The following is a 23,078-nucleotide window of genomic DNA, read 5'->3' on the forward strand; positions in this document are numbered from 1 at the left end:
GGGCGGTTCGTCCCCGTCCTGACCGTCGACCGGGCGGTTCCTCCCCGTCCTTACCGCCGAGCAGGCGGCTCCTCCCCGTCCGGGCGCGCTGTCGCGCGAGGGGAGTCCCGGTCACCGTCTGGGACGGGGACGAAGGGGGGAGGTCAGCCGACGAGCTCGTCGACCGTGCGGCTGGTCTCGTGGTCGACGGGGGTGGCCGTGGTGCGCGAGCCGCCGGACCGCGACGGCCGCCAGGACGTACGCCGTCCCACGACCGAGGCCGGCCACCACTGGGCACGGCGTACGACGCGGGGCGTGACGCCCGCGGCCAGGGACTCCTCGACCAGGGTGGCGTCGGCGTGGAAGCGTTCGGCGGAGTAGGTCTCCGGGTCGCGGGCATAGCGGCTGCGCTCGAGCGCGGCCACGAGCCGGTCGAGGGCATCGGCCGCCTCGGGTGCCTGGTCGCGACCGCGACGCGGGCGGTCGGGACGGGCGGAGCCGTCGGACGGCCTGGCCAGCAGCCGCCCCAGCCACTCGCCGGCCCGTCGTGGTGAGCGGCCCACGGGCCAGGCGTGCCCGAGGTCCTGGGCCACGTCGCGCAGCTCGACCCACAGGTCCTCGATGTCACCCGCGAGCCGGCGACCCCGGCGCGCCCGGCGCACGAGCCGGGGGGTGAGGAGCAGGAGGGACACCAAGGCCAGGCCGGCGATCCCGGCGAGGATCGGGAGCCACGGGATCGAGGAGGTCTCCTCGTCGGAGGTCCCGGCGTCGGCGCTCGCGGTCTCGCCGCGGTCGGGGAGCAGCTCTGTCGAGCGGCTGGCGCTGGGGGAGGGACTCGCGGTCACCGGCGCGAACTCGGCGGTCGTGTAGTCGGGCACGTTCTCCGCGCGGTCGGACGGGGTGGGCTCGAAGCGCACCCAGCCGGATCCCGGGAAGTAGAGCTCAGGCCACGCGTGCAGGTCGTGCGCCGAGAACACCCAGGCCCCGTTGGTCGCCCGCTCCGGCTCGAGGAACCCGACGGCCACCCGGCTGGGGATGCCCAGCACGCGCGCCATGATCGCCATCGACGCGGCGAACTGCTCGCAGTAGCCCACGCGGTCGTCCATGAACGCCATCAGGTCGGCCCCGCCGTTGCCGGCCGACTCCACCTGCGCCTGGTCGTAGCGGAACCCACCGTCCTCGCGGAACCACTGCTGGAGGAGCTGCGCCTTCTGGAACCGCGTCGGGGCGTCGGCGGTGACGCTCGCCGCCAGCCGGCGGATCTCGTTGTTCAGCGCCGGAGGCACGTCGGTGAAGATGCCCGCGACGGTGCCCGCACCGGAGACGGCGCTGTTCATGCTGTCGGCGTCGTAGGTCAGCTGGACGCCGGTGAAGTCGTAGCTGCTGTTGGCCGTGGTCACGTCGTCGCGCGCGGCGATGAAGTCGCGCGTGCTGGTGTCGTAGCGCCAGTCGGTGCCGGCCGCGATCCGGGTGACCTGCGCGGTCGTCGGCAGCCACGTGGACGCGAAGTCGGGGCCGACGCGGACGTCGTACTTGGACTCCTTGCGCGCCACCGACGAGCTGACGCCGTCGAGCGGGGGCAGGGGACCGGTCGCGGTCTGGGACTCGGGGATCTCGCGGTCGCCCGGCGTCCACTGCGAGCCGTTGAAGTTCGCCAGCACCGAGAGCCGGAGGTACGTCGGTCGGGGCCCGGACGTGGTGACCCAGAGCAGCGGGATGTCCTCGCCACGGCTCAGGTCGCGGCGCAGGTCGACCATCGGGTCCTTGACCTCGACCTCGCGGGCGCCGGGGCCGTTGCCGTCGAAGACGGTCATCCGCATCGTCGGCACCGCGGCGGGGATGACGACCGCCAGCGCGATCGCGGCTGCGCCGAGGGCGACGGCGGTGTTGCCGATCGCTCCCGTGCGCACGGAGAACGAGCCCCGGTCGCCGTCCGCGGCGCGACCCCAGCTGGCGACGTGGTCGCTGTGCTGGATGAAGACGAGGCTGAGGAACAGGCCCGCGATCACGACGAACAGCCACCACGAGACGGCCTCGCCGGTCACCGCGACCGGCAAGGTGTACGCCGCCAGCAGCACGAGCCCGGCCACCGGGGCGCGACGCAGGGAGCAGGCGACGAAGTCGACCAGCACCACCACGAGCGTGCCGCCCACCAGCAGCAGCGGGTGGACCGGGGGCACGCCGGCCTGCACGGGCGCGGCGTACTGGCGCGAGGTCTCGAGCGCGTCGCGCAGGGCCGCGAGCAGCTCGTCGACGTTGTCGGGGGTGGGGAGCGGGGAGCCGGTCGTCGTCCCGAGCACGAGCAGGGCGCCGACGACGAGCTGGCCGGCGAGGATCGCGAGCACCGGCACGCGGCTCCAGCGGGCGAGCGCGCCGCCGCCGGCCAGCACCACGCCGATGAACAGCAGCGGGAAGCCCACCTCGGCGAAGCCCTCGGTGAGCACGCGCCACGACAGCACCGTCGTCCAGGCCGCGAGCATCGCCAGCCCGGCCACCCTGAGCTGGTGGGGGAGGTTGCTCCAGCTCGCCCTCATCGCGCGGCCCCCGCCGACGCGGTGGCACGGCTCTGCATCAGGCCGAGCTCCTGCCACGCGGTGTCGAGCCGGTCGCGCGGACCGAGCGTGATCGAGCGCCACCCCGTCGAGGTGAGGTGGGCCGCCGAGCCAGGACCGGGCTGGACGGGCAGGTGTGGCGCCCAGGCGTCGACGTCGAGCGCGATGGCCAGGCTCGAGGACGCGTGGTGCTGGAGGCGGCGCAGGAACGGAAGGTCCGGCTCGCCGAGGCCGCCGAAGACGCCGACGACCAGGCCGCCGTGCCCGGGCTCGGCGAGCCACTGGGTGTCGGGGGCGGGGGCGTGGTCGAGCTGGACCACGGCGAGCGCCTCGAGCAGCGGGATGGTGCTCGCCTCGGCGGTGTGCGAGTGCCAGGTCGTCTCGCGGCTGTCGCCGGAGGCGGTCACCAGGCGGACGGTGTAGCCGTGGTGCGTCAGGTGGACCGCGATGGACGCGGCCGCCGACACCGCGCCCTCGAGCGAGCTCGCGGCGCCCTGGCCCCGGTGGGCGGTGCCGCGGTTGTCGAGGAAGACGGTGGCACGCGACTGCCAGGGCTGCTCCTCGCGGCGCACCATCAGCTCACCCACCCGCGCCGAGCTGCGCCAGTGCACGCGACGCAGGTCGTCGCCCCGGCGGTACTCGCGGACGGTCACGTCCTCGGCGCTGCCGGTGGCGAACGCGCGGGGCCGGTTGTCGCCCGACCCCGTCCACGCGCCGCCGAGCGGGATGCTCGGGAGGGTGGTGGTGCGCGGCGTGACGGTCAGCCGCGTGGTGGCGTGGAAGGTGCGGCCGAGCTCGACGAGGCCGAACGGGTCGGTGACGCGCACCGACATCGGGCCGATCTCGAACTGGCCGCGCAGCTCCGAGCGCACCTGGTAGGTGGCGTGCCGGCGCCACCCGTGCCCCAGGCCCTCGAGCACGAAGCGGGGACGGGTGCCCAGGACGTAGGGGAGCCGCTCCTCCAGCAGCAGCACGCCGGTGGGGGTGCGCGACTCGTTGGCGACGGTCAGCTCCACCGTGGCGGGCTGCCCGGCGACCACGAGCTGCGGCGACAGCGTGCGCACGAGCGCCAGCCGGTAGCGCGAGCGGCCGACCCACCACGCGGTGAGCAGCGGGAGCGCTGCCACGAGCACCCCGATGCGTACGACGGAGGAGTGCCCGACCACGATCGCCGCGACGACCGTCGTGATGCCGGCGGCCAGGAACGCCCGTCCGCGGACGGTCAGCGCAGCGAGGGCCTCACGCACGGCCGGCGTCGGGGACCGGCACCGACTCGACGATCCCCGAAAGGATCGCCGACGTGGTGCGCCCGCTCATGGTCGCCTCGACATTGGGCAGGAGCCGGTGCGCGAGCACCGGCGAGGTGATGCCGTGGATGTCGTCGGGGAGGACGTAGTCGCGACCCTGGGTCGCGGCGACGGCCTTGGCGGCCCGCACCAGGTGGAGCGTCGCGCGGGGCGAGGCGCCGAGGTGCAGGTCGTTGCTGGTGCGGGTCGCGGTGGTCAGTGCGACGGCGTAGCGGTGGACCGCGGAGGAGACGTGCACGCGGCCGACGATCTCGATCACCTTGCGGATCTCGCCGGCGTCGGTGACGGGCTCGAGGTCGTCGAGGGGGTTGTGGGCGGTGTGACCCTCGAGCATGGCGATCTCGGCCGCCTCGACGGGGTAGCCGACCGACACCCGCGCCATGAAGCGGTCCCGCTGGGCCTCGGGGAGGGCGTAGGTGCCCTCCATCTCGATGGGGTTCTGGGTTGCGATCACCATGAACGGCTTCTCGAGCATGTAGGTCGCGTTGTCGACGGTGACCTGACGCTCCTCCATGCACTCCAGGAGCGCCGACTGCGTCTTGGGGGAGGCGCGGTTGATCTCGTCGCCGACCACGATGTTGGCGAAGACGCCGCCGGGCCGGAACTCGAACTGCCGCGTGTCCTGGTTGAAGACCGACACGCCGGTCACGTCGGAGGGCAGCAGGTCCGGGGTGAACTGGATGCGGCGGACCGAGCAGTCGATGCTGCGGGCCAGCGCCTTGCTCAGCTGCGTCTTGCCGACGCCCGGGACGTCCTCGATGAGCAGGTGTCCCTCGGCGAGCAGCACCACCAGCGCGGCGTTGACGACATCGGGCTTGCCCGCGATCACGCGCTCGATGTTCTGGCGGACCACACCGGTCACCCGCCTCACCGTGTCCAGGTCAGGTGCCTGCCCAGATGCCCCAGTGGTCACGTCTCGTCATCCCCTCGTTCGTGCTGCCCCACCACGGTATGTGGTGCGCGCAACATACCCGTCCACAGCAATCGGACGGCGGCCCAGCGCCCGATCGTTGCCGGACTGCGCCCTGGTGCCGGGGTGCCAGTCGACGTCCGCAGCACCACCGGACCCCACCGCGCTCCCCGTTCCTCCCCACTTCCCTCCACCGAGGGCGTACGTCGTCCCCCACCCGCGCTCCACCGGGCGGCCGTCGAGCGTGGACCGGAGCAATTTCACGCTCAGACCACGCGTGACAGGCATCCGCTCGAGCCTGCCGCCACGGGGGAGCGGATCGGGTGCCCGAGCGCCGACATCGCCGAAATTCGCGCCTGCAACACGCGCAATCTGGTTGACGGTGGAGCGAAGTGGAGTAATGTGGGGCGAAGTGGGGGGCAGGGTCGATCTACCCGCCGAGCCAGGGGAGGTGCCGGATGTTCTTCGGCACCTACACGCCCAAGCTCGACGAGAAGGGCCGCCTCTTCCTCCCAGCGAAGTTCAGGGACCAGCTGACGGAGGGACTCGTGGTGACCCGAGGACAGGAGCGCTGCCTCACTGTCTGGTCACTGGAGGACTTCGGCCGGCTGACCGACCGGCTCCGTGAGGCGCCGGTCACGCAGAAGAGCACCCGCGACTACGTCCGCATGCTGTTCGCCGCCGCCAGCCAGGAGGTGCCGGACAAGCAGGGCCGGATCAACATCCCCGGCCCGCTGCGGGACTACGCGTCGCTCCGCAAGGAGTGCGTGGTCATCGGGTCTATGAACCGGATCGAGATCTGGGACCCGACGGCCTGGGCGACCTACTCCGAGGAGCAGGAGCAGAAGTTCTCCGAGCTCAGCGACGAGGTCTTCCCGGGTATCTGAGCAGACCAGCACCACCACCGCACCACCAGCAGCACCTTCACCGCAGCACCTTCACAACAGCACCTTCACAACAGCACAGCTGACATCCGGACCCGCATCACCAGGTCTCGAGCCCGCTCCCTCGCGTGCCATCTGGGGCACTTCCCCGGCACCAGAGGGCATCCCATTCGCAATCCCATGCAAGGGAGCGGGCAGGGACCTGGTGCGGCGGCTCACCCCGTGCCACTGGGCGGGGCGTGTCAGCCGCACCGCCAACCCGCACCAGTCAGCACCAGCCAGCAGCACTCAGTCAGTGGGGTCGAGACCATGAGCAGCACCCAGTCCTGGGCACGCACCCCGGCGGCACCGCCGCTGCGGGTGCGCGACCAGGCGCGCGAGGCGGCCGTCCTGATCGCGTTCTCCGCCGCCACGGCGTCCTGCCTGGCCCTCGCCCTGATGGTGCTGGCCCACCTGGGACACCAGGGCTGAGCATGACGACTCCCCGCCACGCCCCGGTGCTCCTCGACCGGGTCGTCGCCCTGCTGAGCCCTGCGCTCGAGGCCGACGGCTCCGTCTACGTCGACTGCACGCTCGGCCTCGGCGGCCACAGCGAGGCGGTCCTCGAGCGCTGCCCGCAGGCACGGGTCATCGGCATCGACCGCGACCCGGCCGCCCTCGAGATGTCGACCGAGCGGCTCGCGCCCTACGGCGAGCGCTTCATGGCCGTGCACGCGGTCTACGACGAGCTCCTGGAGGTCGTCGGCAGCCTCGGCCTCGACCACGTCGACGCCGTCTTCTTCGACCTCGGCGTCTCCTCGATGCAGCTCGACGTGCGCGACCGCGGCTTCGCCTACGCCGAGGACGCACCGCTCGACATGCGGATGGACCCGACCACCGGCCACACGGCGGCCGAGCTCCTCAACACCGCCTCCGCCCAGGAGCTCACCCGCATCCTGCGCGAGTACGGCGAGGAGAAGTTCGCCAGCAGGATCGCCCGCGAGGTCGTACGCCGCCGCGAGTCGACCCCGTTCACGACGAGCGCCGACCTGGTCGAGCTGCTCTACGCCACCATCCCGGCGCCTGCCCGGCGTACCGGTGGCCACCCGGCCAAGCGCACCTTCCAGGCGCTGCGGATGGCGGTCAACGACGAGCTCGCCGTGCTGCGCCGTGCCATCCCGGAGGCGATCGCCGTCATCGGCGTCGGCGGCCGCGTGGTGGTGGAGTCCTACCACTCGCTGGAGGACCGCCTGGTCAAGCGTGCCTTCGCCGACGCCACCCGGCTCGACGTGCCGCCGGACCTGCCCTTCGTCCCCGAGGGCGCCGAGCCGGCCCTGCGCCTGGTCACCCGCGGTGCCGAGCGGGCCGACGAGCGCGAGATCGCCGAGAACCCCCGTGCCGCCTCCGTGCGGCTGCGCGCCGTCGAGCGCATCCGTCCCGCCTCCCCGTCCACTTCCCCTCTTCCCCAGGGAGCCGTCAGATGAGCAGTCCCGCCCTGCAGGCACGTACCCGTGTCACCCGGATCGCCCAGGAGGCCGTCGACAAGGCGCGCCTGACCGTCGTCCCGCGGATGCGCACGCGGGCCCCGCGGGTGCCGTTCGTGACGCTGGTCAGCCTGGTGCTGGTCGGTGGCATTGTCGGGCTGCTGCTGTTCAACACCTCGATGCAGCAGGCGTCCTTCGCAGCGTCCAACCTCGAGGAGCAGGCGGACACCCTGGCGGCCCGCGAGCAGACGCTGCGCATGGAGCTCGACGAGCTGCGCAACCCGCAGCGCGTGGCGACGGAGGCGCAGCAGATGGGCATGGTCATCCCGAGCGCGCCGGTGTTCCTCGACCTGAAGACCGGCAAGACCAGCGGGGTCCGCACCCCGGCCACCCGGGAAAACGCGATCCAGCTGCTCCCGCCGGCGCCGATCAAGCCGAAGGTCCTCGCGCCCGACCCGACGATCGTAAAGGTCCCCGCGACCACCACCGAGGTGCCGCCGACCACGACCGACGCGAAGCAGCGCGCCACCGACGGCAGGCAGAAGCAGCGGAAGAACCGCAGCCGGTGACGGCGCGGAGGCGCGGATCGACCCCGGTCCCGCTGTAGAAATGTCGTCAGGAGCCACCGACCGGTGGAGCCGGGAGAGAGGGAGAGCAGTGCCCAGCACCCGCACCAGGCGTGGCGCGTCGCGCGGCGCACCCATGCTGCGCCTGCGCATCGGATTCGTGCTCATCGCGATGGTGCTGTCCTTCTTCGGCGCCCGGCTGGTGCAGCTCCAGGGCGTCGACCCGCGCTCGTACGCCGCCATGGCCGCGTCCGAGGGCGCGGTGCGGGTGCCGCTGCTGGCCGAGCGCGGCGACATCCTCGACCGCAACGGCATCCCCCTGGCCGACTCGATCAAGGGCAAGGTCGTCTTCGCCGACCCGTCGCTCACGGCCGACAAGGCGCCCGAGATCGCGCGGCTGCTCTCCGACCGGCTCTCCGTCGACTACTTCAAGACGCTGACCGCCCTGCGCGGACGCCACGACGGCAGCCGGTACGAGTACATCGCCCGCCGGGTGCCCAGCACGCTGGCCACCGACACCGTCGCCGAGCTTGAGGAGCTCGGCTACACCGGCGTGGGCACCGACGACGACCCGATCCGCGACTACCCCGCGGGCGACGTCGCCGCCAACCTGATCGGCTACATGGGTACCGACGAGCCCCTCGGCGGCTTCGAGCGCACCTTCGACAAGCAGCTGGCCGGCACCGACGGCGAGGCCACCTGGCAGTCGTCCTCCAGCAAGAGCGTGCGCATCCCGCTGCGCGAGAGCACGACCAAGGAGCCGAAGGACGGCGCGCCGCTGCGCACCACCATCGACCGCGACCTCCAGTGGTTCACCCAGAAGGTCCTCGCCCAGACCGTCGCCCAGTACAAGGCGGCGAGCGGGTCGGCCGTCGTGCTCGACACCCGCACCGGTGAGACGCTCGCGCTGGCCGACGTGCCGACGTTCGACGCCAACCACCCGGCCGACGCGAAGGAGGAGGACCTCGGCTCGCGGGCGATGAGCGAGACCTACGAGCCCGGCTCCGTGGAGAAGGTCCTCACCGTCTCGTCGCTGATCGATGCCGGCAAGGCCTTCCCGCGCCAGAAGTTCAAGGTGCCGCCGAACCTGGCCCGTCAGGACCGGGTGATCGGCGACTGGTGGGACCACGGCCCGATCCGGCTGACGCTCGCCGGCATCATCGCGCAGTCGTCGAACATCGGCACCGTGCTCGCGGCCGACGCCTTCACGCCTCCGCAGCTGGTCGACTACCTGCGCAAGTTCGGCCTCGGCCAGCGCACCGACGTCGGCGTCCGCGGCGAGACCGCCGGCATCCTCACCCCCGGCGACCAGATGACCTCGCAGACCAAGGACCGCGTCGCCTTCGGTCAGTCGGTGTCGGTCAACGTGCTGCAGATGGCGGCCGCGGTCAACGCGATCGCCAACGGAGGCGTCCGCGTGGCGCCCAGCCTGATCTCGGGCCGGGCCGTCACCGACGACGGTGTCGTCGTCGGCACGGACGTCGCCACCCGCACCCGCGTGGTCAGCAAGGAGGCCGCCCGCGCAACCGCGAAGATGATGGAGAAGGTCGTCGACCCCGAGGACGGCGTCGCGCCCCGGGCCCAGGTGCCGGGCTACCTCGTCGCCGGCAAGACCGGCACGGCGCAGCGGGTCAACCCGGTCACGGGCCTCTACGACGGCAGCACCTCGCTGTCGTTCGGCGGCTTCGCGCCGGCCGACGACGCCCGCTTCACCGTCTACGTCGTCATCCACGCCCCGCAGGTCGACGGTGGCGGTGGCTCGGTGGCAGGCCCGGTCTTCTCGCGGATCATGGGCTACGTCCTGGGTCGCTACGGCGTGGAGCCCACCAACGGCAAGCCGTCCCGTCTCCCCGTCGAGTGGTGAGTCGATACCCTCGCTCGGTGGATGCGTCAACGAGCCCGACCCGGCCCCGGTCGGCGCCCTCGATCCCGGCGAGCGAGCTCGCCGCGTGGCTGGGTGGCACCACCGACGTCGCGGTCCACGGCGACCTCGACGTCGCCGTGTCCGGCATCTCGCTGAGCACCGCACGCGTTCGGCCCGGTGACCTGTACGCCGCCCTCCCGGGCACGCGTGCGCACGGCGCCGACTTCGCCGCACAGGCCCTGGCCGCCGGTGCGGTGGGCGTGCTGACCGACCCGGCCGGCCTCGACCGCCTGCCGGACGGCACCGCCGCGATCGTGGTGCCCGAGCCGCGGCGGGTGCTCGGCGTCCTGGCCGCCCACCTCTACGGCGACCCTGCCACCGGCCTGCGGACCATCGGCGTGACCGGCACCCAGGGCAAGACCACCACCACCCGGGTGCTCGAGCAGGGCCTCACCGCCTCGGGCGTCACGTCCGCGGTGATCGGCACGGTCGGCACCCGCATCGCCGGCGAGGCGGTCAAGACCCAGCTCACCACCCCGGAGGCGCCCGACCTGCACGGCCTCTTCGCGGTGATGCGCGAGCGGGGCGTCGACACCTGCGCGATGGAGGTCTCCAGCCACGCGCTGGTGCTCGGTCGGGTCGACGGTGTCGTGTTCGACGTCGCGACCTTCCTCAACCTCGGTCGCGACCACCTGGACTTCCACGCCGACCTCGACGACTACTTCGCCGCCAAGGCCAGCCTCTTCACGCCCGAGCGCGCCCGGGTCGGCCTGACCAACGTCGACGACGACTTCGGCCGCCGGCTCCTCGACGTGGCGACCGTGCCGATGTCGACGTACTCCTCCCGGGGGCAGGACGCCGACTGGCGGGCGACCGACGTGGTGCTGTCGCCGGCGGGCGCGTCCTTCACGGTCGTCGGGCCCGGCGTCGAGGTGGCGGCCGGGGTGAACATCCCCGGCGAGTTCAACGTCTCCAACGCCCTGGCCGCGATCGCCTCCGCGGCGCTGGCCGGGCTCGACCCGGCCCTGGTGGCTGACGGCATCGCGCGCGTCGGCGGCGTGCCCGGTCGTCTCGAGCAGGTGGCGGAGGGGCAGCCCTACTCCGTGGTCGTCGACTACGCCCACAAGCCCGACGCCCTCGAGGCGGTGCTCACCACCCTGCGACCGCTGACCCAGGGCAAGGTGGTGGTCGTGGTGGGGGCTGGCGGGGACCGCGACACCCTGAAGCGTCCGGTGATGGGCGAGATCGCCGCCCGGCTCGCGGACCTGGTGATCGTCACCGACGACAACCCGCGCACCGAGGACCCTGCGGCCATCCGGGCCGCGGTGCTCGCAGGGGCGCACGGCGGCCGTGCCGAGGTGCTCGAGATCGGCGACCGGCGTCTCGCCATCCGCGAGGCGGTGCTGCGCGCCGAGCCCGGCGACGTCGTGCTCGTCGCCGGCAAGGGCCACGAGACGGGCCAGGAGGTCCACGGCGAGGTGCACCCGTTCGACGACCGGGTGGTCGCGTCCGAGGAGATCCTGGGCCGAGGGGACGTGGTCCGGTGATCGAGATGACACTGGCCGAGGTCGCGGAGGCGGTCGGGGGAGTCGCCCACGGCGAGGCGACCGTCACCGGCGGGGCCTTCCTCGACACCCGCACGCCCGAGCCCGGTGGCCTCTTCGTCGCGGTCGCGGGGGAGCGCGTCGACGGCCACGACCTCGCCGCCGCCGCAGGTGAGGCCGGCGCTGTCGCGGTCCTCGGCAGCCGACCCACCGACCTGCCCACCGTGGTGGTCGACGACGTCACGGCCGCGCTGGGCCTGCTGGCCCGCCACGTCCTCGACCGGCTCCCGGACGTCGTCGTCCTCGCGATGACCGGATCCCAGGGCAAGACCGGCACGAAGGACTACCTCGCCCACGTGCTGGGCGAGGCCGGTCCCACCGTGGCCACGCGCGGCAACTTCAACAACGAGCTCGGCGTGCCCCTGACGGTGCTGCGGGCCACGCCGGAGACGACCTACCTCGTCGTCGAGATGGGCGCGCGGGGCGTCGGGCACATCGCCGACCTGTGCGCGATCGCGCCGCCGCACGTCGCCGCCGTCCTCAACGTCGGCACCGCCCACATCGGCGAGTTCGGCAGTCGCGAGGCGATCGCGCGGGCCAAGGGCGAGATCGTCGAGGCCCTGGGCGCCGACGGCACGGCCGTGCTCAACGCCGACGACGACCTCGTCGTCCCGATGGCGTCGCGGACCGACGCGCAGGTGATGACCTTCGGCGGCGCCGGGGCCGACGTCGCCGTCGGCGAGGTGACCAGCGACGAGCTCGGCCGGCTGTCCTTCGAGCTGCGCCACCGCGGCAGCGGCGCGACCGTCCACCTCGCCCAGGTCGGCACCTACCAGTGGCGCAACGCCGCGGCGGCCGCGGCGATGGCCCTGGCCGCGGGGCTCGACCTCGACACCGTCGCCGACGCGCTCTGCGACGCGATGCCCACGAGCCGATGGCGCATGGAGCTGCGCGAGCGCCCCGACGGGCTGGTCGTCGTCAACGACGCCTACAACGCCAATCCCGAGTCGATGAAGGCCGCGCTCGACACGCTCGCGGACGTCGGCGCGCGCAGCGGTCGGCGTACGGTCGCGGTGCTCGGCGAGATGCTGGAGCTCGGGCCCGGGTCCGCCGACGCCCACACCGGCGTCGGGGCGTACGCCGCGCAGGCCGGTGTCGACGTGCTCGTCGCCGTCGGGTCCGCCGCGGCTGCCATCGCGGCCGGGTTCGAGGCGGCCGGTCCGAGCGGTGTGGCCATCCCCACGGCGGGGCGTGACGCGGCGTCGGACTGGCTGCGGCACAATGTCTCGGCTGCTGATGTCGTCCTGGTGAAGGCATCACGGGGGGCTGCGCTGGAAGTGATCGCCGACGAGCTCCTCGCACAGGAGGATGAAGGGAGAAGCACGAGATGAGGGCCATCCTGGTCGGAGGAGGACTCTCCCTGCTGATCTCGCTCCTCGGCACGCGCTACGCGATCCGGTTCTTCACGCGGCAGGGCTTCGGTCAGCCGATCCGCGACGACGGACCCACGACCCACCACACCAAGCGCGGCACGCCCACCATGGGCGGCGCGGTGATCGTGCTGGCCACCGTCGTGGGCTACGTCGCCGCCAAGGTCGTCACCGGAGCGGCGCCGACCGCATCGGCCCTGCTGCTGCTGTTCCTCTTCGTGGGCCTGGGCACCGTCGGGTTCCTCGACGACTTCCTCAAGGTGAGCCGGCAGCACAACCTGGGCCTGCGCAGCCGCGCCAAGATGATCGGCCAGACGCTCGTCGCGGTCGTCTTCGGCTTCCTGGCGCTGTCGCCGGCGCTCGAGGACGAGCGCGGCTGGCGGCCGGCCTCGGCCCACATCTCCTTCATCCGCGACTACGAGGGCTTCGCCCTGCCGATCGTGCTCGCGATGGTGCTCGTGTGGTTCTTCGTCACCGGCTTCAGCAACGCCGTGAACCTGACCGACGGCCTCGACGGCCTCGCAGCCGGGTCGTCGATCCTGGTCTTCGCCGCCTACACGCTGGTCAACATCTGGCAGAACAGCCAGTCCTGCGCGCTCGAGGCCGGCGCCAAGTGCTACGAGGTGCGCGACCCGCTCGACCTCGCCGTGGTCGCCGCCGCCATCACCGGCGCGTGCTTCGGCTTCCTGTGGTGGAACGCCTCGCCGGCCCAGATCATCATGGGCGACACCGGGTCGCTCGCGCTGGGCGGGGCGATGGCGGGCTTCGCCATCATGACCCGCACCGAGCTGCTGCTGGTCGTCATCGGCGGCCTGTTCGTCGCGGTCACGCTCTCGGTGATGATCCAGGTGTCGGTCTTCAAGGTGAGCCGCGCCAGTGGGCTCTTCCGCAGCATCTTCAAGGTGCAGCCCGGGCACCGCGTCTTCCGGATGACCCCGCTCCACCACCACTTCGAGATGCTCGGCTGGGAGCAGGTGACGATCGTCATCCGCTTCTGGATCATCACCGGCCTCGCCGTGGCCACCGGCCTCGGCATCTTCTACGCCGAGTGGGTCGCCGGAATCGGATGACCACCCACGACATCGACGCGCTCGGCCGCACGAGCGACTGGTCCGGCGTCCGGGTCGTGGTCGCCGGGTTCGGCGTCTCCGGCTTCGCGGCCGCCGACAACCTGCTCTTCCTCGGGGCGCAGGTGACCGCGCTCGACGACGCCACCAGCGCCGAGAAGGCCGAGAAGGCGCAGCTGCTGGAGACCCTCGGCGCGACGGTGCGCCTCGAGCCCGGCGCCACGGCCGTGCTGCCCGACGACGTGGACCTCGTCGTCACCTCGCCCGGCTGGAAGCCGTCCGCGCCGCTGCTGGCGCAGGCCACGGAGCGCGGCATCCCGGTGTGGGGCGAGGTCGAGCTGGCCTGGCGGCTGCGCGACCCCGAGCAGCCCGCGCCCTGGCTGGCGGTGACCGGCACCAACGGCAAGACCACGACGGTGCAGATGCTGCAGTCCATCCTCACGGCTGCCGGCCTCCGTGCCGCGGCGGTGGGCAACGTCGGTCTGCCGATCGTCGAGGCCGTCATGGACCCCGAGCCCTACGACGTGCTCGCGGTCGAGCTCTCGAGCTTCCAGCTCCACTACACGTGGTCGATGTCGGCCGAGTCCGCGGTGGTCCTCAACCTCGCCGAGGACCACCTCGACTGGTACGACGGCCCCGACGGCATGCGCGACTACGCCGCCGACAAGGCCCGCGTCTACGAGCGCGTCCAGCGTGCCTGCGTCTACAACCTGGCCGACCCCGCGACCGAGGAGATGGTCCGCGAGGCCGACGTCGTCGAGGGCGCCCGCGCGGTCGGCTTCACCCTCGGCACGCCGTCGCCGGGCAACCTCGGCGTGGTCGATGACCTCCTCGTCGACCGCGCGTTCATCGAGGAGCGCTCCACCAGCGCCGCCGAGCTGTGCACCATCGGTGACCTGGCGTCACCTGCCCCGCACTTCGTCGCCAACGCGCTGGCCGCGGCCGCGCTCGCGCGGGCCCACGGCGTCAGCCAGCAGGCCGTGCGCGACGGGCTGAGGGCCTTCGCCCCCGACGGCCACCGCATCGCACGGGTGGCGGAGGCGGACGGCATCACGTGGGTCGACGACTCCAAGGCCACCAACCCGCACGCCGCCCAGTCGTCGCTCGCCGCCTACGACCCCGTCGTCTGGGTCGCCGGCGGGCTGGCCAAGGGCGCCCGCTTCGACGACCTGGTGCTCGCGGTCCGCGATCGGCTGCGCGGCGTCGTGCTGCTTGGGAAGGACCGCCAGGTCATCGCCGACGCTCTTTCGCGACACGCGCCCGATGTGCCGGTCATCGATGTGGGCGCCGACGAGACTGGTGCTCCGATGGAGCGCGTGGTCGACGCGGCCGCCGGGCTCGCCAGGACTGGCGACACCGTGCTGCTGGCGCCGGGATGCGCGTCCATGGACATGTTCACCAACTACGGCGCCCGCGGCGACGCGTTCGCGGCGGCCGTGCACGCCCACCTGGACAGCACCGCCTGACACCGACCGACACCGACCCGAGGGGAGCGCGAGCGATGACCACCGCGAACCCCGAGGACGTCGGAGGGGTGCCTCGCCGGTCGCGTGCACCGCTCGGCTCCGGGATCGTCGCCGGGTGGCGCTCGGTGCGCGACGCGCTCGACAAGCCGCTCGCCTCCTACTACCTCCTGCTCGGCGCGTCCGCGCTGCTGCTCACCATCGGCGTGATCATGGTGCTCAGCGCATCCAGTGTGCGCTCCTACCTCACCTACGGCGACTCCTACGCCGTGGTGAAGCGGCAGCTGATGTGGGTCGCTCTCGGCGTGCCCGCCGCCTGGGTCGCCTCCCGGATGCCGATCAAGCACATCCGCCGGCTGGCCTACCCCAGCTTCCTCGCGGCGCTCGTGCTGCTCGGCCTGGTCGCCCGGTTCGGCGTGCTGGTCAACGGCAACAAGAACTGGCTGGCCATCGGTCCCGTCCAGATCCAGCCCGCCGAGATCGCCAAGCTCGCGATCGTGCTGTGGGCGGCCAACATCTACGCCCACAAGGAGCGCCGCCTCCGCGAGCTGCACCACCTGCTGGTGCCCGTGGTGCCCGGTCTCTTCGCCGTCATCGGGCTGGTGCTCGTCGGTCACGACCTCGGCACTGCGATGGTGCTCGCCGCGATCCTGCTCGGGATGCTCTGGGTGGTCGGTGCGCCCCTGCGGCTCTTCGGACTGAGCCTGTCGGTGCTCGGCGTCGCCGCGGTGGCGCTCGCCGCCACCGACCCCGAGCGCCTCCAGCGCATCACGCACTTCACCGACCCGTTCAAGGACTACACCAACGCCGGCTGGCAGCCGGCCCACGGGCTCTACGCCCTGTCCAGCGGGGGCTGGTTCGGCCAGGGCATCGGCGCGTCGACCCAGAAGTGGGGCGACCTGCCCGAGGCGCACACCGACTTCATCTTCGCGGTGCTCGGCGAGGAGCTCGGCCTCGTCGGCACGATGCTCGTGGTGCTGCTGTTCTTCACCATCGCCTATGCCGCGATCCGCGTCGCGCTGAGCACCGAGGACCCGTTCGTCCGCTACGCCACCTTCGGGATCGTGGTGTGGCTGCTCGGCCAGATGATGATCAACGTCGGCATGGTGCTCGCCGTGCTGCCGGTCATCGGCATCCCGCTGCCCATCGTGTCCTACGGCGGGTCGGCCCTCGTGCCCTCGCTGGTCGCGCTGGGGCTCGTCATCGGCTTCGCGCGCCGCGAGCCGGAGGCGGCTGCCGCGCTGGCCGCCCGCAAGCGCAACCGCTCGGCGGGCCTCTCCGCTGCGTCCATGTCCGACCTCCGCCGCTAGATTTGGCCTGATGCGCGTTCTCCTCGCCGGCGGCGGCTCCGCCGGCCACACCTCACCCCTGCTCGCCACGGCCGACGCACTGCGCCGGCTGGACCCGGCGACCGACATCGTCTGCCTCGGCACCCGTGAGGGCCTCGAGGCGCGACTCGTCCCGGCGGCCGGCCTGCCGCTGGAGGTCGTGCCGCGTGTGCCGCTGCCGCGCCGTCCCAGCGCCGACCTGCTCCGCACGCCGGCGCGGCTGCGCGCCGCGCGCCGGGCCGCGCTCGAGGTCGTCGACCGGGTCCGCCCCGACGTCGTCGTCGGCTTCGGCGGCTACGTCTCGGTCCCCGCCTACCTCGCCGCGCGCACGCGCCGCCTGCCGATCGTCGTGCACGAGGGCAACGCCATCCCCGGCATCGCCAACAGGCTCGGCGCGCGGATGACCACCCACGTGGCGACGAGCTTCCCCGACACCGAGCTCGCGCACGCGGTCTGCACCGGACTGCCCATCCGTCGCCTGGTCTCGACGATGGACCGCGACGCCCTGCGCGCCGAGGCGTTGACCACGTTCGGCCTGCGCGACGACCTGCCGACCCTCCTGGTGACCGGCGGGTCGCAGGGCGCGGCGCGGATCAACGCCGCGGTCTCCGGCGCTGCCGGGGCGCTCGCCGACGCCGGGGTGCAGGTGCTCCACGTCGTGGGTCCGAAGAACGAGCTCACGGTGCCGTCGGGCGACGTGCCCTACGTCGTGCTCACCTACGTCGACCGGATGGACCTCGCCTACGCCGCAGCCGACGCCGTGCTCTGCCGCGCCGGCAGCAACACCGTCACCGAGGTCTCCGGCGTCGGGCTCCCTGCCGTCTACGTCCCGCTGCCGATCGGCAACGGCGAGCAGGCGCTCAACGCCCGGCCCGTGGTCGACGCGGGCGGTGGCCTCCTCGTCGCCGACGGCGCGCTCACCCCCGAGTGGGTCGCTGCCAGCGTCCCCGGCCTGCTGGCCGACCGCGAGCGTCTCGCCCGGATGGGCGCGGCGGCCCGCGGGGTGATCCCGCTCGACGCCGACGAGAAGCTCGCCCGGATCATCCTCGACGCCGCGGCGGAGAAGGCATCGTGAGGATCGCGGTCCCCGACGAGATCCTTCCCGCGGCGGAGCTGGGCCGGGTCCACTGCGTCGGCATCGGCGGCGCCGGCATCTCCGCGATCGCCCGCATCATGGCCGCCCGCGGCATCACGGTCACCGGCAGCGACGACCACGACACCCCGTTCCTGCCGGCCCTGCGCGAGCTCGGGGTCACCTGCCACCTCGGCTACGCCGCCGCCCACGTCGGCGACGTCGACACGCTCGTGGTCACCACCGCTGCGCGCGACGACAACCCCGAGGTGCTCGAGGCCCGGCGACGCGGCCTGCGGGTCCTGCCGCGCTCGGCCGGGCTGGCCGCGGTCATGGCGGGCTCGCGCGTGCTCGCGGTCGCCGGCACGCACGGCAAGACGACGACCACCGGGCTGCTCACCTCGGCCCTGCTGGCCGCCGGCGCCGATCCGTCGTACGCCGTGGGCGGGGTGCTCACCGCGACCGGCCGCAACGCCGACGCGGGCGGCGACGACCTGTTCGTTGCCGAGGCCGACGAGAGCGACGGCGCGTTCCTCGTCTACCGGCCCCACGCGGCCATCGTCACCAACGTGGAGGCCGACCACCTCGACAACTGGGGCACCGAGGAGGCCTACCACCGAGCCTTCGACGACTTCGCCGACACCGTCGACCGCGACGGCTTCCTGGTCTGCGTGGTCGACGACCCCGGCGCCGCCCGGCTCGCCGCCACGGCCCGCGCGCAGGGCCTCGAGGTCGTCACCGTGGGGGAGTCGCCCGACGCCGACCTGCGCATCCACGACCTCGCGCTCGCAGGCTCGACCTCCTCGTGCCGCGTCTCGCGCGACGGCGCGGACCTCGGCGACCTCCGGTTGCGCATCCCGGGACGCCACTACGTCCTCGACGCCGTCGCCGCGCTGGCCATGGGCCTGCGGCTCGGCTTCGGCTTCGACGCCCTGGCCGACGGCCTGGGGCAGTTCACCGGCACCGGGCGTCGCATGGAGCTCAAGGGCGAGGTCGGCGGCGTGCGCGTCTACGACTCCTACGCCCACCACCCCGTCGAGATCCGCGGCGACCTCGAGGCCGCGCGTGCGCTGGCCGGCGCAGGCCGCGTGGTCGCCGCCTTCCAGCCGCACCTCGTCTCGCGCACCCGCATCTTCGGCGAGGCGATGGGTCAGGCGCTCGGCGCGGCCGACGAGGTCGTGGTGCTCGACGTCTACGTCGCCCGCGAGGACCCCGACCCTGCGGTGACCGGCCGCCTCGTCGCCGACGCCGTACCCCTTCCCGCGGAGCGGGTCGCCTACGTCGACGGGCTCGACGCCGCGGCCCGGGCGCTCGCCGACCGGGCCCGTCCGGGCGACCTCGTCATCACCCTGGGGGCGGGCGACGTCACGGGCGTGGGCCCGCAGGTGCTCGCGCTCCTCGGGGGTGCCTGAGTGGAGGACGAGGAGCGCGCCGCGAGGCGCACCCGGCGACGGTTCGCGCGCCGGCAGTGGGCCCGCCGCTGGCTCTCGCTGCGCTACGTCCTGGCCTTCGTGCTGGTCGTCGGAGTGCTGGCGACGTCGGTGTGGCTCGTGTTCTTCTCCGCCACCTTGCAGGTGAAGCGCGTGGAGGTCGTCGGCAACGACTTGCTCAGTGACGGCCGGGTCCGCGAGATCGCCGACATCCCGCTCGGCGAGCAGCTCGCGCTGGTCGACCTCGCCCGCGCCGACGCGCGTGTCGGATCGCTCGCCGAGGTGAAGTCCGTCGACGTGACGCGCACCTGGCCCGACGCCGTACGCATCCAGATCGTCGAGCGCACCGCCGTCGCCGTCGTGGAGCTGGCCGGCCGGCTGCGCGGCCTCGACGCCGACGGCGTGGTGTTCCGCGACTACAAGACCGCGCCGAAGGGGATGCCCCGCGTCCGCCCCGGCAGCAGCGCGGGCACCGACGCGCTCAAGGAGGCCGCCACCGTGGTCTCGGCGCTGCCCGAGGACCTGGCCACCCGCGTCGACCACGTCGAGGTCGCCACGGTCGACCAGATCACCCTGGTCATGCGCGACCAGCGCCAGGTGCTGTGGGGGAGCGCGGAGCAGTCCGAGCTCAAGGCCGAGGTGGTCGACCGTCTCCTCGCCGCGCAGAAGGCGACCGTGTACGACGTCAGCGTCCCCGGGAACCCCACCGTCCGCTGACGCGACCGCCGGGGTGGTCCACCGACGTACGGCCGGGGTGGTCCACCGGCCTGTGGTCGTCGTGGGGCCGGGCGGACAGCCACTTCCCGGTGGACTACCGACAGACGGAACCAGAAATGCACGCCGCGCCGGGCGTGTTGCCACAGCCAGGTGTCGCGCGCTGCCTATGGTCGTGCCAACGACGAGGTTGACATAACTATAACCCTCAGGTTCACGGTTAGGGTTCCGCGGATCCCGGGGGTGGTGGATGTCCGGACCTCGTCAGTTCCCCAGCAACCGAACATTCGTCGTTCACACAGACCACTCGAGGAAGGCCCCGGAGCCGTGGCAGCAGCGCAGAACTACCTGGCGATCATCAAGGTCGTGGGCATTGGTGGAGGTGGCGTCAACGCCGTCAACCGGATGATCGAGGTCGGCCTCAAGGGCGTCGAGTTCATCGCGATCAACACCGACGCCCAGGCCCTTCTCATGAGTGACGCCGACGTCAAGCTCGACATCGGCCGCGAGCTCACCCGCGGCCTCGGCGCCGGCGCCAACCCCGACGTGGGCGCCAAGGCGGCCGAGGACCACGCCGACGAGATCGAAGAGGTCATCAAGGGCGCCGACATGGTGTTCGTCACCGCCGGCGAGGGTGGCGGCACCGGCACGGGCGGCGCGCCTGTCGTGGCGCGCATCGCCCGCTCGCTGGGCGCGCTGACGATCGGTGTGGTCACCCGGCCGTTCGCGTTCGAGGGCCGCCGGCGCGCCAACTCCGCGGAGGAGGGCATCAGCCAGCTCCGCGAGGAGGTCGACACCCTCATCGTCATCCCCAACGACCGACTCCTGTCGATCACCGACCGCAGCGTGTCGATCCTCGACGCGTTCAAGCAGGCCGACCAGGTGCTGCTGCAGGGTGTCTCGGGCATCACCGACCTGATCACCACGCCCGGCCTGATCAACCTCGACTTCGCCGACGTGAAGTCCGTGATGGCCAACGCCGGCTCCGCCCTGATGGGCATCGGCTCCGCTCGCGGCGAGGACCGCGCGGTCGCCGCCGCGGAGATGGCGGTGTCGAGCCCGCTGCTCGAGGCGAGCATCGAGGGCGCGCACGGCGTGCTGCTGTCCATCGCCGGTGGCTCCGACCTCGGCCTCTTCGAGATCAACGAGGCCGCGGCGCTGGTGTCGCAGGCTGCGCACGCCGAGGCCAACATCATCTTCGGTGCCACGATCGACGACGCCCTCGGCGACGAGGTGCGCGTGACGGTGATCGCGGCCGGCTTCGACGGCGGGATGCCCAAGCGCCGCTCGGACGGCAACGTGCTCCGCCAGAACCCGCCCGCGCAGACCCAGGAGCAGACGCGCGCCGCCGCGCAGCAGATCGCCACCAAGGCCGCTTCTCCGGCGCCCAGCGCACCTGCGTCCACCCCGGCTCCCACGACGTTCAACCCGTCGCCCCCCGAGGGCCAGCCGGCTCCCGCCCAGCAGGCCGCGCCGTCGCGGCCGGCCCGACAGGTCCAGTTCGACGACGACGAGCTGGACGTCCCCGACTTCCTGAAGTGAGCGTCCCTGACGCGACGGGGCTCCTGCGCCACCGCGACCGGATCGAAGGCGACCTCGTTGTCGAGGTCGCCTTCACCGACGTCTCCCTCAGCCTCGGAGACGCCGCCGCGGCCGGCGTGCGCACCGCCGCGTTGGACGCCCTGGCCGGGGCGACCGGCGCGACGCCGGTGCTGATGCACCAGGTGCACGGCGCCGAGGTGTCGCTCATGGGCGGCGAGGTCGGCGCAGCCATGCCGTCGTGCGACGCGATGGTCACCTCCCGGCCCGGGGTGGCGCTGCTGGCGCGCGCCGCCGACTGCGTGCCGGTGCTGCTGGCGGATCCCGCCACCGGCTGGATCGCCGCGGTGCACGCCGGACGGCCCGGCCTGGCCGCCGGCGTCGTGCCGGCCGCGGTCACGCGTCTGCGCGAGCAGGGCGCCGCACCGTCCGTCGCCTGGGTCGGTCCCCACGTCTGCGGCGCCTGCTACGAGGTGCCCGCCGCCCTCCAGGAGGAGGTCGCCGCCCTCGTGCCCGAGGCGCGCTCGACGACGTCGTGGGGCACGCCCGCCCTCGACCTCGGTGCGGGCGTGCGGGCGCAGCTCGCCGCGGCCCGGATCGCCGACGTCAGGGTCGTCGACGTGTGCACCCGCGAGGACGCCAGCTGGCCGTCGTACCGCCGTGACGGCGCGGCCGCCACCCGCTTCGCCGGCCTGATCTGGAGCCACCCGTGACCGACACCGCTCGCCGCGACGAGCTCGCCGCCAACCTCGACGCCGTACGCCGTCGCATCGCCGACGCCTGCGCAGGGGCCGGGCGCGACGCCGACGAGGTGTCCCTGGTCGTGGTCACCAAGTTCTTCCCGGCCGCCGACGTCAGGCTGCTCGCCGGGCTCGGCATCACCGACGTGGGGGAGAACCGCCACCAGGAGGCCGAGGCCAAGGCCGCCGAGTGCGCCGACCTCGGCCTGCGCTGGCACTTCATCGGCGGCCTCCAGTCCAACAAGGCGGCCGCGGTCGCCCGCTACGCCGACGTGGTGGAGTCGGTCGACCGTGCCAAGCTGGTCGCCCCCCTGTCGCGGGGCGCGCACGAGCGCTCGCGCGAGGTCGAGGTGCTGCTGCAGGTCAGCCTCGACCCCCCGGGGTCGGACCATCGCTCCGGCGCCGACCCGGCGACGCTCCCCGACCTGGCGGCACGCGTGGTCGACGCCGGGATGCTGCAGCTGCGTGGGCTGATGGTCGTCGCACCCCTCGGGGCGGACCCCGATGCCGCCTTCGCGCGGCTCGCGGAGATCCGCGCCGACCTCGTGCGCGAGCACCCCGGTGCGACCGTCCTCTCGGCCGGTATGAGCGGCGACCTCGAGGCAGCCGTCGCCCGCGGCGCGACACACGTGCGTGTCGGCTCCGCGATACTCGGTCCGAGGCCTGCTGTCCAGTAATGTCGACAACATTCACCTGGTGTCCGGACCCGGCCACCTCGTCTAGCGGAGGATCTGTCTCATGAGCGGCGCGATGCGCAAGATCGGCGAGTACCTCGGCCTGCTCGAGGACACGGGTCACTACGACGACTACGACGTCGACACCGAGACCTCCACCCACGACGCCGTCGACCAGCGCCCGGTCGTCCGCGACCGTCGCCCGGCCCCGGTGTCCGACCTCGCCGAGCGCCGTCGTCCGACGCCGGTCCAGACAGGAGTCGTGGCCGAGTTGAGCCGCATCACCACCCTGCACCCCCGCAACTACAACGAGGCCCGCCTCGTCGGCGAGAACTACCGCGACGGCACGCCCGTGATCATGAACCTCAGCGAGATGGACGACAACGACGCCAAGCGCCTCGTCGACTTCGCCGCCGGCCTCATCTTCGCCACCCGTGGGACGATCGAGCGGGTGACCAACAAGGTCTTCCTGCTCTCGCCGCCCAACGTCGCGGTGTCGGCCGAGGACAAGGAGCGGATCGCCGAGGACGGCTTCTTCAACCAGAGCTGACA

At 72.9% G+C, this 23,078-nt stretch carries 20 protein-coding genes; 17 read left to right on the forward strand and 3 right to left on the reverse strand.

What is annotated here, in order from left to right; all coding sequences use genetic code 11:
* Nucleotides 1–143: 143 nt before the first annotated feature.
* Genes ASC64_RS22960 through ASC64_RS04390 form a run of 3 tightly spaced genes read right to left on the reverse strand, consistent with a single transcriptional unit; the run spans nt 144 to nt 4,751 of the window.
* Nucleotides 144–2,513 (reverse strand): transglutaminase family protein, encoded by a 2,370-nt coding sequence (locus ASC64_RS22960; RefSeq protein WP_156385017.1) that lies wholly within the window; start codon nt 2,511–2,513, stop codon nt 144–146.
* Nucleotides 2,510–3,778 (reverse strand): DUF58 domain-containing protein, encoded by a 1,269-nt coding sequence (locus ASC64_RS04385; RefSeq protein ID WP_056906330.1) that lies wholly within the window; start codon nt 3,776–3,778, stop codon nt 2,510–2,512. Before ASC64_RS04385 ends, ASC64_RS22960 begins: the two co-directional genes overlap by 4 nt.
* Nucleotides 3,771–4,751 (reverse strand): AAA family ATPase, encoded by a 981-nt coding sequence (locus ASC64_RS04390; RefSeq protein WP_056906331.1) that lies wholly within the window; start codon nt 4,749–4,751, stop codon nt 3,771–3,773. The genes ASC64_RS04385 and ASC64_RS04390 overlap by 8 nt, the downstream gene beginning before the upstream one ends.
* Before the next feature lie 455 nt (nt 4,752–5,206).
* Between ASC64_RS04390 and mraZ the strand changes: the two genes are divergently transcribed.
* The 17 genes from mraZ (at nt 5,207) to ASC64_RS04470 (ending at nt 23,076) form a co-directional block, all read left to right on the forward strand.
* Entirely contained in the window at nt 5,207–5,635 is a 429-nt protein-coding gene (gene mraZ, locus ASC64_RS04395; RefSeq protein ID WP_056906332.1) for a division/cell wall cluster transcriptional repressor MraZ, read from the forward strand.
* A gap of 306 nt (nt 5,636–5,941) precedes the next feature.
* Entirely contained in the window at nt 5,942–6,103 is a 162-nt protein-coding gene (locus ASC64_RS21920; RefSeq protein WP_156385018.1) for a hypothetical protein, read from the forward strand.
* Between the two features lie 2 nt (nt 6,104–6,105).
* Nucleotides 6,106–7,095 carry a 16S rRNA (cytosine(1402)-N(4))-methyltransferase RsmH gene (gene rsmH, locus ASC64_RS04400; RefSeq protein ID WP_056906333.1) on the forward strand — a complete coding sequence of 330 codons (990 nt, stop codon included), beginning with the start codon at nt 6,106–6,108 and terminating at the stop codon, nt 7,093–7,095.
* Nucleotides 7,092–7,664: a hypothetical protein gene (locus tag ASC64_RS04405; protein WP_056906334.1), complete on the forward strand. Its 573-nt coding sequence runs from the start codon at nt 7,092–7,094 to the stop codon at nt 7,662–7,664. The genes rsmH and ASC64_RS04405 overlap by 4 nt, the downstream gene beginning before the upstream one ends.
* Nucleotides 7,665–7,752: 88 nt before the next feature.
* Nucleotides 7,753–9,525, forward strand: a complete 1,773-nt coding sequence (locus ASC64_RS04410; RefSeq protein WP_235563525.1) for a peptidoglycan D,D-transpeptidase FtsI family protein — start codon at nt 7,753–7,755, stop codon at nt 9,523–9,525.
* Nucleotides 9,526–9,542: 17 nt separating this feature from the next.
* Nucleotides 9,543–11,072 carry a UDP-N-acetylmuramoyl-L-alanyl-D-glutamate--2,6-diaminopimelate ligase gene (locus ASC64_RS04415; protein WP_056906335.1) on the forward strand — a complete coding sequence of 510 codons (1,530 nt, stop codon included), beginning with the start codon at nt 9,543–9,545 and terminating at the stop codon, nt 11,070–11,072.
* Nucleotides 11,073–11,077: 5 nt separating this feature from the next.
* Nucleotides 11,078–12,460 (forward strand): UDP-N-acetylmuramoyl-tripeptide--D-alanyl-D-alanine ligase, encoded by a 1,383-nt coding sequence (locus ASC64_RS04420; protein ID WP_235563527.1) that lies wholly within the window; start codon nt 11,078–11,080, stop codon nt 12,458–12,460.
* Nucleotides 12,457–13,569 (forward strand): phospho-N-acetylmuramoyl-pentapeptide-transferase, encoded by a 1,113-nt coding sequence (gene mraY / locus ASC64_RS04425; RefSeq protein ID WP_056906337.1) that lies wholly within the window; start codon nt 12,457–12,459, stop codon nt 13,567–13,569. Before ASC64_RS04420 ends, mraY begins: the two co-directional genes overlap by 4 nt.
* Nucleotides 13,566–15,032 carry a UDP-N-acetylmuramoyl-L-alanine--D-glutamate ligase gene (gene murD, locus ASC64_RS04430; RefSeq protein ID WP_056906338.1) on the forward strand — a complete coding sequence of 489 codons (1,467 nt, stop codon included), beginning with the start codon at nt 13,566–13,568 and terminating at the stop codon, nt 15,030–15,032. The genes mraY and murD overlap by 4 nt, the downstream gene beginning before the upstream one ends.
* Before the next feature lie 35 nt (nt 15,033–15,067).
* Nucleotides 15,068–16,339 carry a putative lipid II flippase FtsW gene (gene ftsW, locus ASC64_RS04435; RefSeq protein ID WP_056906339.1) on the forward strand — a complete coding sequence of 424 codons (1,272 nt, stop codon included), beginning with the start codon at nt 15,068–15,070 and terminating at the stop codon, nt 16,337–16,339.
* A gap of 10 nt (nt 16,340–16,349) precedes the next feature.
* Complete coding sequence (murG, locus tag ASC64_RS04440; RefSeq protein ID WP_056906340.1) at nt 16,350–17,432, forward strand: undecaprenyldiphospho-muramoylpentapeptide beta-N-acetylglucosaminyltransferase; 1,083 nt, start codon at nt 16,350–16,352, stop codon at nt 17,430–17,432.
* Nucleotides 17,429–18,841 (forward strand): UDP-N-acetylmuramate--L-alanine ligase, encoded by a 1,413-nt coding sequence (gene murC / locus ASC64_RS04445; RefSeq protein ID WP_056906341.1) that lies wholly within the window; start codon nt 17,429–17,431, stop codon nt 18,839–18,841. The genes murG and murC overlap by 4 nt, the downstream gene beginning before the upstream one ends.
* Complete coding sequence (locus tag ASC64_RS04450; RefSeq protein ID WP_056906342.1) at nt 18,842–19,576, forward strand: cell division protein FtsQ/DivIB; 735 nt, start codon at nt 18,842–18,844, stop codon at nt 19,574–19,576. It abuts the gene before it with no gap.
* A 324-nt stretch (nt 19,577–19,900) separates the two neighbouring features.
* Nucleotides 19,901–21,115 (forward strand): cell division protein FtsZ, encoded by a 1,215-nt coding sequence (gene ftsZ / locus ASC64_RS04455; protein ID WP_056906343.1) that lies wholly within the window; start codon nt 19,901–19,903, stop codon nt 21,113–21,115.
* Complete coding sequence (locus ASC64_RS04460) at nt 21,112–21,825, forward strand: polyphenol oxidase family protein (protein ID WP_156385020.1); 714 nt, start codon at nt 21,112–21,114, stop codon at nt 21,823–21,825. Before ftsZ ends, ASC64_RS04460 begins: the two co-directional genes overlap by 4 nt.
* On the forward strand, nt 21,822–22,529 hold the full coding sequence (locus tag ASC64_RS04465; protein WP_056906344.1) for a YggS family pyridoxal phosphate-dependent enzyme: 708 nt from the start codon (nt 21,822–21,824) through the stop codon (nt 22,527–22,529). Before ASC64_RS04460 ends, ASC64_RS04465 begins: the two co-directional genes overlap by 4 nt.
* A 61-nt stretch (nt 22,530–22,590) precedes the next feature.
* On the forward strand, nt 22,591–23,076 hold the full coding sequence (locus ASC64_RS04470) for a cell division protein SepF (RefSeq protein WP_056906345.1): 486 nt from the start codon (nt 22,591–22,593) through the stop codon (nt 23,074–23,076).
* The last annotated feature ends 2 nt before the right edge of the window (nt 23,077–23,078 follow it).

It is taken from the genome of Nocardioides sp. Root122 (assembly GCF_001425025.1).
Classification (GTDB): Bacteria; Actinomycetota; Actinomycetes; order Propionibacteriales; family Nocardioidaceae; genus Nocardioides.

Excerpts from the sequence above, each read along its gene's own strand:
- ASC64_RS22960 (WP_156385017.1), bottom strand. The coding sequence starts at position 2,513 with ATGAGGGCGAGCTGGAGCAACCTCCCCCACCAGCTCAGGGTGGCCGGG.
- mraZ (WP_056906332.1), top strand. The coding sequence starts at position 5,207 with ATGTTCTTCGGCACCTACACGCCCAAGCTCGACGAGAAGGGCCGCCTC.
- ASC64_RS21920 (WP_156385018.1), top strand. The coding sequence starts at position 5,942 with ATGAGCAGCACCCAGTCCTGGGCACGCACCCCGGCGGCACCGCCGCTG.
- rsmH (WP_056906333.1), top strand. The coding sequence starts at position 6,106 with ATGACGACTCCCCGCCACGCCCCGGTGCTCCTCGACCGGGTCGTCGCC.
- ASC64_RS04405 (WP_056906334.1), top strand. The coding sequence starts at position 7,092 with ATGAGCAGTCCCGCCCTGCAGGCACGTACCCGTGTCACCCGGATCGCC.
- ASC64_RS04420 (WP_235563527.1), top strand. The coding sequence starts at position 11,078 with ATGACACTGGCCGAGGTCGCGGAGGCGGTCGGGGGAGTCGCCCACGGC.
- mraY (WP_056906337.1), top strand. The coding sequence starts at position 12,457 with ATGAGGGCCATCCTGGTCGGAGGAGGACTCTCCCTGCTGATCTCGCTC.
- murD (WP_056906338.1), top strand. The coding sequence starts at position 13,566 with ATGACCACCCACGACATCGACGCGCTCGGCCGCACGAGCGACTGGTCC.
- ftsW (WP_056906339.1), top strand. The coding sequence starts at position 15,068 with ATGACCACCGCGAACCCCGAGGACGTCGGAGGGGTGCCTCGCCGGTCG.
- murG (WP_056906340.1), top strand. The coding sequence starts at position 16,350 with ATGCGCGTTCTCCTCGCCGGCGGCGGCTCCGCCGGCCACACCTCACCC.
- ASC64_RS04470 (WP_056906345.1), top strand. The coding sequence starts at position 22,591 with ATGAGCGGCGCGATGCGCAAGATCGGCGAGTACCTCGGCCTGCTCGAG.